This window comes from Tychonema sp. LEGE 07196 (assembly GCF_963890365.1).
Classification (GTDB): domain Bacteria; phylum Cyanobacteriota; class Cyanobacteriia; order Cyanobacteriales; family Microcoleaceae; genus Microcoleus.
On record NZ_CAWPRX010000212.1, the window covers coordinates 24,959 to 36,327 of the forward strand.

At 45.2% G+C, this 11,369-nt stretch carries 10 protein-coding genes; 5 read left to right on the plus strand and 5 right to left on the minus strand.

The window, feature by feature from the left end; translation table 11 throughout:
• Positions 1 to 306: 306 nt before the first annotated feature.
• A complete protein-coding gene (locus AACV78_RS26670) occupies positions 307 to 1,881 on the minus strand; it encodes an NAD(P)H-quinone oxidoreductase subunit N (protein ID WP_194010420.1) in 1,575 nt (524 codons plus the stop codon).
• A gap of 32 nt (positions 1,882 to 1,913) precedes the next feature.
• Here AACV78_RS26670 and AACV78_RS26675 point away from each other — a divergent pair, with 32 nt between their 5' ends.
• The gene (locus AACV78_RS26675; RefSeq protein WP_194010421.1) at positions 1,914 to 2,108 is read left to right on the plus strand and encodes a hypothetical protein; all 195 of its coding nucleotides are present in this window, start codon (positions 1,914 to 1,916) and stop codon (positions 2,106 to 2,108) included.
• A gap of 98 nt (positions 2,109 to 2,206) precedes the next feature.
• On the opposite strand, the gene AACV78_RS26680 is transcribed toward AACV78_RS26675, so the two are convergent.
• From AACV78_RS26680 to AACV78_RS26690, 3 genes are all read right to left on the minus strand, one after another.
• A complete protein-coding gene (locus tag AACV78_RS26680) occupies positions 2,207 to 2,551 on the minus strand; it encodes an anthrone oxygenase family protein (RefSeq protein WP_339383802.1) in 345 nt (114 codons plus the stop codon).
• 203 nt (positions 2,552 to 2,754) lie between these two features.
• Positions 2,755 to 3,273 (minus strand): GNAT family N-acetyltransferase, encoded by a 519-nt coding sequence (locus AACV78_RS26685; RefSeq protein ID WP_194010422.1) that lies wholly within the window; start codon positions 3,271 to 3,273, stop codon positions 2,755 to 2,757.
• 96 nt (positions 3,274 to 3,369) lie between these two features.
• Positions 3,370 to 3,774, minus strand: a complete 405-nt coding sequence (locus AACV78_RS26690; RefSeq protein WP_194010423.1) for a hypothetical protein — start codon at positions 3,772 to 3,774, stop codon at positions 3,370 to 3,372.
• A gap of 651 nt (positions 3,775 to 4,425) precedes the next feature.
• Here AACV78_RS26690 and topA point away from each other — a divergent pair.
• From topA to AACV78_RS26710, 4 genes are all read left to right on the plus strand, one after another.
• Entirely contained in the window at positions 4,426 to 7,206 is a 2,781-nt protein-coding gene (gene topA, locus AACV78_RS26695; RefSeq protein ID WP_194010424.1) for a type I DNA topoisomerase, read from the plus strand.
• Between the two features lie 605 nt (positions 7,207 to 7,811).
• Positions 7,812 to 8,915 carry a HindVP family restriction endonuclease gene (locus AACV78_RS26700; protein WP_194010425.1) on the plus strand — a complete coding sequence of 368 codons (1,104 nt, stop codon included), beginning with the start codon at positions 7,812 to 7,814 and terminating at the stop codon, positions 8,913 to 8,915.
• Between the two features lie 10 nt (positions 8,916 to 8,925).
• Positions 8,926 to 9,945 carry a DNA cytosine methyltransferase gene (locus AACV78_RS26705; protein ID WP_194010426.1) on the plus strand — a complete coding sequence of 340 codons (1,020 nt, stop codon included), beginning with the start codon at positions 8,926 to 8,928 and terminating at the stop codon, positions 9,943 to 9,945.
• A 466-nt stretch (positions 9,946 to 10,411) separates the two neighbouring features.
• Complete coding sequence (locus AACV78_RS26710) at positions 10,412 to 10,723, plus strand: hypothetical protein (protein WP_228042491.1); 312 nt, start codon at positions 10,412 to 10,414, stop codon at positions 10,721 to 10,723.
• 31 nt (positions 10,724 to 10,754) lie between these two features.
• Here the strand turns inward: AACV78_RS26710 and AACV78_RS26715 are convergent, their stop codons facing one another.
• Entirely contained in the window at positions 10,755 to 11,177 is a 423-nt protein-coding gene (locus AACV78_RS26715) for a DUF5615 family PIN-like protein (protein ID WP_194010427.1), read from the minus strand.
• Between the last annotated feature and the right edge of the window lie 192 nt (positions 11,178 to 11,369).

The window sequence follows — 11,369 nt, forward strand, 5'->3', positions numbered from 1 at the left end:
AAAACGCCCAACTTGAAAAAGTTAGGCGCTTTCCACTCTTGAAAATCCCGCTATAATTCAATACGGTTCACTGAAGATAGATTCCTCCTAATATCAATTCCGGTTGCACTCATACATGATTTAACTGTTAACTGTTAACTGTTAACTGTCAACAGTTAATTTACTATTCCGATGAAGAGAGGATTTGATATAACCCCCTTAAAAAGGGGGGACAAGAATGCCCTCTGGCGTCCCCCGACTATCCGGGGGATGCTGCAAGAAATCTCCGGGGCATAAATATGTTAAGTGAACCCTATTGCGCTATAATTAATCGCTGTTGCGAGACAAGAGATTTGATTCAACTTTCACAGCATAAGTCGGTACAACCTGATTAATTGCCGATTGCAATATGGGAGTTTTTGTGACAGAATCGTTTGCTAAGTTAAACAAAGGATTAGACAAAATTCCAGCCAATGTTGTCGCAACCAAGGTAAGTACGACGCTGACTTGCAAAGGCCGCATTCCCTGAAGGTTCCAGCGAACTTCGGGATAGTTTTTAACCGCATCCGACATTTCTTGAGGCTCTTTTACTACCATCATTTTGACGACGCGGATGTAGTAGTAAATTGAAATTACGCTGGTAATTAATCCCAGGATAACTAAGCCGTAAAGTCCAGCTTGCCAGCCAGCCCAGAACAGATAGATTTTGCCGAAGAATCCTGCTAGAGGGGGAATTCCGCCGAGAGAAAGCAGGCAAATACTTAATGCTAAAGTTAGCAGCGGGTCTTTTTGATACAAGCCCGAGTATTCGCTGATTTGGTCGGTTCCTGTCCGCAGGGAGAAGAGGATGATGCAGGCGAATGCGCCTAGGTTCATAAACAGGTAGATCAACAGATAAAATATCATGCTGGAGTAACCGGCTTCGGTTCCTGCAATCAAACCAATCATTACAAAACCGGCTTGGGCGATCGACGAATAAGCCAAAAGCCGCTTCATGCTAGTCTGGGCGAGGGCAACTACATTACCCAACACCATGCTGAGTATGGCTAAGGCTGTGAATATGAATTGCCACTGCAGCGTAAGTGCGGGGAAAGCTGTTGTTAACAAGCGGATTGCTAGGGCAAAACCGGCGGCTTTGGAACCGACGGAAAGGAAGGCGACAACTGGTGTGGGAGAACCTTCGTAAACGTCGGGTGTCCATTGGTGGAAGGGAACTGCGGAGATTTTGAAGGCGATGCCGGCGATCGCAAAAACCAAAGCAATTACCAAACCGAGAGATTGACCGTCATTAACAGTAGAAAGGTTGGCCGCGATCGCATTTAGCGTAGTTTGGCCGCCAGACAACCCGTACAGCAGCGAAATACCGTAGAGAAACACCGCCGAAGAAGATGCACCAATTAACAAATATTTCAAAGCAGCTTCATTGGAACGCGGGTCGCGTTTTGTGTAACCCGTCAACAAATAAGACGAGATACTCAGAGTTTCCAACGAAATAAAAATCATCACCAATTCATTAGCGCCGGAAAGGAACATTCCCCCCAAAGTAGCGCTGAGCAAAATGCAGATAAATTCCGCTAAAGCAGTACCCGTTTGCAGTACGTAGCGGACGGATATCAAAATAGTGACAGCCGTCGTCAAAGCGATAATTCCGCGAAATACCAAACTCAAGGCATCGCTGTTAAAACCGCCCAGAAACGAGATCGTATTAACGTTGTCCCACTGCAAACACAAAGCAGCAACGGCGGCCAGCAAACCCGCAACGGCCACGTAGGGAGTCCAACTAGAGGAACTGCGGCCTACGATTAAATCGCCTACGAGAACCACCAGGAGGGTGACGATGATAATTCCCTCCGGCAAGATAGTTCCAGCATTTAGCTGGGCGGCAAGAGTAGCAAAATCCATATTTTCACGCAGGTTGGTTAGTACAAGCCGAAATGGCTGTAAAGGGCAGCGAATTCGTAAAAATTCTTTACCAAACACCGATTGTAGCGGATTACAGCTTTGCCAGCTTAGTTGGGCGGGTGTTTGTTGCTGTTGAGTCGGCGGGGAGTCGGCCGCAAAAGCGATCGCACTGCGGAAAAATCGCCATTGCGGCCGATCGGGCAAATTTTTTTCGCTTCACCCCTTGACACCGAGGCAACGTAAGGCGTTTAGGATTGATTGGCGATCGACTCTGAACAGAAAGCAGGAAAGGTATGCAACCTGCAACGGGCTGAGTGTCGCTTTTTCAGGGGTAACGGAGGGCGATAGCCAAGGCTGCTGATGCCGCTAGCGCTGCTGCCGATCGAATGTGATTCCAGATTGTCCAGTTAACAAGGTAGCTGGCCCACAGCCTCGCGCCCTCAGCACTGCCTGGATCGACTTTTGCCAGCGCATCGTTCAGCGGTACATTACAGGCGATCGTCACTCCCACCGTACCGACGAGATACAACAAGCTACCGATCGACAAATAGATAGCACTTGGTTGATGCCACTTGAATGAGGAGAAAGCCAGAAAAATGCAAGCCGCAGCCGTTCCGAAAAGCGCCGTCATAAACAATGGATTGATGACTGCAATATTGATCGATTGCATGGCCGCAATCCCCTGCGCCGGCGGAAGTCGGCCAAGGGCGTTCATCACGAAGGTTGAGAAGGCGAAAAAGACTCCGGCTATCAGGCCGCAGCCCAGTACCGCGAAAAGTTTCAATATCAAAAGCGACTGGTGAGGAATTGCCATAAAGCCTCTTTTCTGGTGCGATGCTCCTGTACCAGAGCAGGTTATTGAGCTAACTGTCTTTACCGCGATGCGATCGCCCTTTGATTCTCCCAATCTGCTCGGGTGAGGCGATAAACAAAGCAGTCATCGTTGCCAAACCGTCGCGGTTCCACAAATTGGAAACCAAAACGTTCGTAGAAACGGTGGGCGCGGGTATTGTTCGCAAGCGGATCGATCAGTACAGCCGTCACGGCAGAGTCGGCGAAACATCGAGCGAGTGCAAGCTGCATCATTTGTGTGCCGTAGCCTTTGCTCAATTCTTTCTCCTCTCCGATCCAGATGTCAATGGCGCGGAGATTCGCAGCAACATCATCACCCCAGTAGTGACTGTCCTCACGTGCCGGATCGATAATCTGGATAAATCCGATCGGGCGATTATCGATTTCAGCAATCAATTGCTCTCTCCAGTCGGGAGTGCGATCGAGTTCTATCTCCCAGTGCCAGTCATCGTTCGGATCTGAGACAATTATGTGAGGTTGCTCGTCCCAGCGTCGCAATAAATTTAAATCTGCGGGGGTAGCGGGGCGTAAATTTATCATGGCTTGTTTGCATCTAAAAATTGTTGCAGCTTTGCTGTCGCGCACAAACTATCGCCTCTTTGGCAGACATCTGCAGTTTTGCGAAAGAGGCGATCGCTAAATCACGGAAACCACTGGATAGTTATAACTTTCTTTTACCACTAAACCGTCCTTCCAATATCCAATAGAAAGCTGGTTGCTCTTCGTGTCAATTATTTGACCGTCTATTTTAATCGTGAAATCATTATACCAATTGGCGATTACTACAAAATCATAATCTTTTTCGGCCGCCACAGCAATGTCTTGACTAATTAATTTTGATTCTCTAAATTCCACCAACATCTCATTAAAAAAATATGCTCTCCCTTGACGGCACGCTTCTTTACCCTTGGTAACAGTTCCGTCACCTTCAATCATCACAATATCTTCGGAGTAATATTTATCTAAAACTGCGGATGTTTGAAAACTAGCGACCAAGTTATTGATATCTGCTAGCTTGAGCTGTAGTTCTTCTAATGTCATAAAAAATCACTTCACGCGATCGACAAATAGGGAGCATCTGAGTTTGGATTTCACTCTCGTTAAGAGTCGGAGAGTTCGTTAGATATGACTGCGGGCACTCAATCGCTTTCCTCGGAATGAAAATATCTGCGTTGCATCTGTGTGTATGTGCCTCACATCTGCGGTTGAATTATCAATCGAAAATTTACGCAAATTTGTAAGGCGTTCCCAAAATCGTATCAAAAATTAGTCCCACAATATTCTGATGTTAGCTGGCGAGTGCGATCGCCAATCGGTCAAATAGTCGATCGCGCTTCTAGTCTTTTTGCAGGGAAACCATCAAATCTATCCCAATCTAAAATCTAAAACTTAAAATCTAAAATTGAGGAACCATCCGCCCGCATCCAACAGTCTCAGCATCCAGTTACCTGCAATTCTGCTACAGTCAGTCATGACATCCCCGTGCATCTTGCAGAGACAAGGTTTCCCAGCCTCTGCGCCGACTGCAGTAAAATCCCATCAGCTTGTCACCTGCAACCCGATCGGCAATAACTTAAAAATTAAGGTAGTTTGAAAATAACCCCCTAAAGTACCCATAGGCCTTGACATCCGACCTACACTCTGTAAATTAGACACTCTAACTGCGCCACCATCCATATATAAAAAGATGCCATGTCAACTTTAGTCATCGTCGAATCTCCCACCAAAGCCCGTACCATTCGCAACTTCCTGCCCTCCACCTACCGTGTAGAGGCATCTATGGGCCACGTCCGCGACCTCCCATCCTCCGCCGAAGAAATACCAGAAGCCGTTAAAGGAGAAAAATGGGCGCAACTAGGCGTCAACGTGGAGGCAGACTTTGAACCGCTTTACGTCATCCCGAAAGATAAAAAGAAAATTGTTAAAGAACTCAAAGACGCCCTCAAAGACGCAACAGAACTGATTCTAGCCACTGACGAAGACCGAGAAGGCGAAAGCATTTCCTGGCATTTGCTGCAAATCCTCAAACCCAAAGTCCCCATCAAGCGGATGGTATTTCACGAAATCACCCGCGAAGCCATCCGCGACGCTTTGACTCACTGCCGCGATATCGACAATCGGGTTGTACAGGCCCAGGAAACTCGCCGAATTCTCGATCGACTCGTCGGCTACACCCTCTCTCCGCTACTGTGGAAAAAAATCGCCTGGGGTTTGTCAGCAGGGCGAGTCCAGTCAGTCGCAGTCAGGCTGTTGGTACGCCGGGAACGGGAACGCCGCGCCTTCCGCCAAGGCAGCTACTGGGATTTGAAAGCCGTTTTGACTCCCCCCAACCCCCCCCTTGGTAAGGGGGGGGCTTCGGACAATCCCCCCCTTGGTAAGGGGGGACAGGGGGGTGCCTTCGATGCCAAACTCGTGACAGTTGGGAATGTGAAAGTTGCCAACGGCAGCGATTTTGATGAAAATACCGGACAAATTATCTCCGGCCGCCGCGTACTTTTGCTCAACGAAGACCAAGCCAGGGCTTTACTCTCGCGCATTCAAAACAAACCCTGGACGGTTGGCAATATTGAAGAACGGCCAGTCACCCGCAAACCGTCGCCGCCGTTTACGACCTCGACTTTGCAGCAGGAGGCTAACCGCAAGCTGAGGCTGGGTGCGCGGGAAACTATGCGAATCGCCCAAAGTCTCTACGAACGCGGTTTTATCACCTATATGCGGACGGATTCGGTGCATTTGTCCGAACAGGCGATTACGGCCGCCCGCAGTTGTGTGCAAGAACTTTACGGCAGCGAATACCTCAGCCCGCAACCGCGCAAATACACGACCAAAAGCAAAGGTGCCCAGGAAGCCCACGAAGCTATCCGCCCGGCCGGCAGCACTTTTCGGACTCCGCAGCAAACGGGATTGGATGGCGTGGACTTCCGCCTCTACGATTTAATTTGGAAGCGGACTGTGGCTTCTCAAATGGCAGATTCCCGCCAAACTCACGTTACTGTATTAACTCAGGTAGAAGATGCCGGTTTCCGTTCCAGCGGCAAACGCATTGATTTTCCCGGCTTTTTGCGGGCTTACGTGGAAGGTTCCGACGACCCGGATGCGGCTTTGGAAGACCAAGAGGTGATTTTGCCGGCGCTGAAGGTGGGGGATAAACTTAATTGCAAAGATGTAGAAGCAGTTGGTCACGAAACTCAACCTCCCGCCCGCTATACGGAGGCTTCACTCGTTAAAATGTTGGAAAGCGAAGGTGTGGGCCGTCCGAGTACCTATGCGAGTATTATCGGTACAATTGTCGATCGGGGATACGCGAAATTAATAGCTAACGCCCTGATTCCGACCTTTACTGCTTTCGCCGTCACTACTTTATTAGAAACGCATTTCCCCGACTTAGTAGACACCGGTTTTACTTCGCGCATGGAACAAACCCTCGATGAAATTGCCACCGGTGAGGCGAAATGGCTGCCGTATTTGCAAAAGTTTTATATCGGGGAAATGGGACTTGCTACCCAAGTTAAGGAACAGGAAAGTCAGATTGACGCGAAAGTTGCCCGAACTGTGGTATTGGAGAATATTGCGGCGAAAGTTTGCATCGGCAAATACGGCGCTTACCTGGAAGCTGAAAGCGAAGAAGGCCCGGTGAAAGCATCGATTCCGCAAGATTTGACTCCGGCTGATTTAGACCCGGAAAAAGTGGAGTTTCTGTTAAAGCAAAAGACGGAAGGCCCGGAAAAATTGGGTCTTCACCCGGACACTGGGGAACCGATTTATGTGTTGGTTGGCAATTACGGCCCCTACGTTCAGTTGGGGGATGTTTCGGAAACGAACAAGAAACCGAAGCGTTCTTCTTTACCGAAGGGGACTGATAAGGATAGCGTGACGGTTGATATGGCGGTGAGTTTGTTGACTTTACCTCGGTTGTTGGGGACTCACCCGGATACGGGGGCGAAGGTGCAGGCTAATTTGGGGATGTACGGGCCTTATGTTGTGCACGACCAGGGTAAGGTTGGTAAGGATTATCGATCGATCAAGCCGCCGGATGATGTTTTGACGATCGAGATCGATCGGGCATTAGAGTTATTATCGCAGCCGAAAGCCGTGCGTGGCAGCAAATCAGCGACACCTTTGAAGGAATTGGGCGCGCATCCAGAGTCGGGAGAAGCCATCAATGTTTACGACGGCCGCTACGGCCCTTACGTGAAACACGGGGATATCAATGCGTCTTTAGCTAAGGATGAATCTGTGGAGAATTTCACCTTACAAAGAGCACTGGAATTATTAGCAGCGAAGGAAGCAGCGGGCGGCGGCAAATCTAGCAAGTCGAAGAAGTCTAGTAAGACTGCGGCGAAGTCGGAAACTGCAACTGAGAAGACTGCGGCGAAGAAAACCACTGCGAAGAAGACGACGACTGCGAAGAAAACCACTGCTAAGAAGGCGACGACTGCGACAAAGACGAAGAAAGCAACTAAGTCAAGTTAGTTGAGTTTTCACTCATCGAGAAACCCGGACGGTGTAGGGGCTGTGCCCCGTGCCCGCCCGGTTTTTTTGTTGGTAAAATACTGCAAAAATTTAGGTTTGTAGTAAGGACTTCAGTCCTTAAAATTGGGTTAGAGTGTCGTAGGGCGATCGGAGTTTTTCAACAAAGAGCTGTTTGGGCGATCGCTCCATATTATCATCGAATTTTACCCTCAAAAAATACGAGTCAACTTTGGGAATATATTGGAAAAATATCCATCAGAAACTTACAGGTTATTGGGTGTAGAGTGCGATCCAGCGAGCGGTAAAATTTTGATAATTTTCTAGCTTATAACTTGACAAGACACAAAATATGCGGTATTTTTACTTGTTCGTCCCGCATTTTGGAGTTAACGCTTAGTTAGAAGCCTAAGATATTCGCAGACATTACCGCAAAGTTATTGGTAGTGACCTATTAGACACAATCATTGGCAGTCGAGGAATTGAACCGTTGTAGTCACGGGTAATACTTTTTGGGGACTTAGGTTAGATATAATGTTGTGACTAGATCGAACCCTCTTCCTATCGCAGTTCCGTAGTGGATAATTTTCTGTCGCAAAACATTCCGTATGATAATTAAACCTAGTTTATTGGGCGTAGAACCCGGTCTATTTGGATTAGAAAAGGGACGCTCTAATCGAGATTTTTCTAAACAGGAAAGTTTGGGAAAGAATAAATTTAACAATGCTTTTCCCGTATCTTTATCTTGCTACATGGCTAGCAAATGCTTGAAGCCAGTCTACTTGATTTTAGATGCAAATGCTCGCATTAAACATGAAAAAATAGATGTGTCTTCTATTTTTGGGTTAAATCCATTTTCATCTGAACTTTTCTTTGCTTTTGAAACCGACTTTACACCCTACAGAACAGTTGTTACGGGTAAAATGCCAAGAATGGATCTAGTAACACTTAACAAAAGTACAGGAACTGCCTGTTTGCACAGCTTAGAAGTCAAGCTCACGGCATTACCTGATAATTCAACTTACAAGTTGGCAGAAAATAAGTACGGCTGTGAAATCGTTGTTAGACCTACTACTCTTGTTTATCTGGCACTAGGAATTGCATACAAATTTAAGCATTCCCCAGAAATATTACTTAACTATTTAGATCCTAGTTCTGTTCGCAGAGTGTCATCTTGGTGGGATGAAAAAAATATTAGAGGTTACATTTTAGATTTGGTAAGTGATATATATCGGCTTTTAATGTCAGTATTAGGCTTACAAGGACCATTTGTTTTGCAACCAGTTTGGAAAACAATTGGAAGAACAGCGAAACTGCACGAAAATTGTTTGGATGTCTTTGTCTGGAGCGATTTCGCATTCACAAGACTTTTCTTTAATGCAGCAAGGGATGCTTTGATTAAAAAGCAAGAAATAGATCGGTATGCAAGGTCTGTTATTTGGCTGTCAAGAATGCTTCTTGATTTTGCCCTTGAGGGTAGAATTCCTCATGCAGATATTATGAAAGCACTTTCCTACAATGCTCAAACTGATAAGGCATTTGCACTAAACGGTGCTAACACCAATCAATATATGGCTTGTGCAGAACTGACAAGTCCTAGAATTAAAAAAAATGAGATCAGAAATATTGTTCTTGGTGGTGGACAAAACTTTCTCAGTCCTGAAAGACGACTTGATGCTGCTCTTCTCAGCAATCCAGAATTATTTAATTAGAGCCGTGAATATGTTAAAAACCAAAATGGAAACTAAACCAAAAAATCTTACAGTTGTAGATCTTTTTTCAGGCTGTGGTGGGTTGTCACTCGGAATTCAAAACGCTGGTTTTGATGTGATTGCTGGTTTTGACAACTGGGAGTTAGCTATTAATGTTTATCAGCAAAACTTTAAACACCAAGCATTTTTGATTGACCTGAGCAATCTTCAAGGCCAGTTTGACATTATTAAAAAGTTTAATCCAGACATCATAGCTGGAGGCCCACCCTGTCAAGATTTTTCGAGTGCGGGAAAAAGAGATGAAAATCTAGGTAGAGCAGATTTAACTATTTCTTTTGCTGAGATTGTTGCGTTTGTAAAGCCGAGATTTTTTATCATGGAAAATGTAGATAGATTTGTAAAAAGCACGAAATATCAAGAAGCTAAAAAAATATTTAAATCTGCTAACTACGGCCTCAGTGAAAAAATACTTCGGGCTAGTTTATGTGGTGTTCCTCAAAATAGAAAAAGAGTTTTTTGGATCGGCGAACTGGATGGGGAAGATAAAAAGATAGAGCCTTATTTGGAAAATAATCTGGCAAGTGAGCCTATGACTATCAGGCAATATTTTAATAGTATAGGTAAGGCTTTAAATATCGATCATTATTACAGACATCCGAGAAGTTATCAAAGGCGTGGCGTGTTTAGTATTGACGAGCCTAGCCCAACAGTTAGAGGAGTTAACAGACCGATTTCCAAGACTTATCAACCTCATCCGGGTGATTCAGCTTTGGTCTCATCAAATGTACGTCCTTTAACTACTATTGAAAGAAGTTATATACAAACTTTTCCCGATAATTTTTTATTTCAAGGTTCTAAAACCGCTCTCGAACAGTTAATTGGTAATGCTGTGCCTGTTAAACTTGCTGAGTATGTCGCTCGTTGTCTTGCTCGGTATATTGAAGATTCTGATGTTAATGTTTCTCTGGAAGAGGTGAGACTAGAACAAGTGGATAAAAGCTTTATTCAACTGTCTTTAATAGATGTTTAAATGTATAGGATCTAGTTCAGATATTAATTTGGGAATCTAACAATTTAAATGCAGGGGACGAATTAGATATCCTAGTGTTGACTTCAAGGCGATCTGTTGTTGATTTGAGCTTAAATTAGTAAATTTTTCACTCATACAGAAACCGGATTTATTAAAAAATGCCGAGTTTATTGATTGATAAAACACTAAATTTACTTACCAAAATAGGTTCGAGCGTTAGGATTTCATTGCTTTAAATTATCTGATTTTTTGTCATAAATATTGGGGCGGTTCGATCGCACACCCGACATTTTTGAGACATATCAACTCAAACCCTTGTCAAGCCTAGCTTTTGGGCTGGCTTGTCACCAGCCGGCAAAATCAGCCTATTTACTTATTGACAATTGTTCATCTCTGGTAAATTGTCAGGGATATAACATAAAAGTTAAAAAATGTATCAAAAACAACAGAAAGTACCAAATGTTTTATGTACGGCCCTACAATAGAGAAACGAAACAAGAAAAGAGGCGCGATCGCTATGGATATGAATATGGATATGAATGAAAACTTAGATTGGGAAGAAGCATTTGAGTACAGAGCGGGCTTGACAGTGGAGTTGAAGTCGCAGCCAGGGGTTTTGCATACGATCGCTTACTATGAAGTGATGATGGTACCGCCCATCTGGTTAGAAAATGACCCGCGTCCCCGGTATCCTCACGAACTGCTAGTCGTTTCGCAGCAGCCAAGTGTGTCCAATAGTTGCCAAATTTCACAGTGTCCTGTTTTAGTCGCTTCCTAGGTTTTTCAGCGGGAAATATCGGCGATGGCTTTTAGCAAACAATCAAACCGATGCAGTAATTTTCGGATTGACATTGCTTTGCATTACGGTGTGCCGATCGACTTAAGATATAGATGGCGGCGACTGTGCGATCGACTCGAATCAATTTTCCCCTCAGAGTCTCAGCAGTAGATCTCGCATCATTCATATTAGCAGTCTGTCTAGCAATACCGTTATTTCGCGTGCAGCGAACAATACCCCAGCGCTTAGGTTCCAGCTTGTGCAATTGAAAGAAATCGCGCCGGTTGACAATCAAAACAGCCCGATTTTCAACGATCGCAAATGCGCTAATACATCCTCGATCGAATATTCTAGCGTTTCCTGCTTGTCGAACAGTCACGACATCGGGTTCAAAAGAACGCAGGTTATGCGCGACTTGTCGGGGAAAGTCTTCTCCTGCATAGATAGGCGCCATAGATTTATGAATTTAAAAAATGAATTGAGCGCGTGGGATCGCCCTCGATCACTTTTTACATTTATTATTTAGATTTATTATTAATAATTCTGACCTCTACCTGAAGCATAATTTTTCACAACTTGCACCGCACAGCCGGCGACGCGCAGTATATATAGTAATCCTAAATCATTTGTGAATTTCTTACTCCCT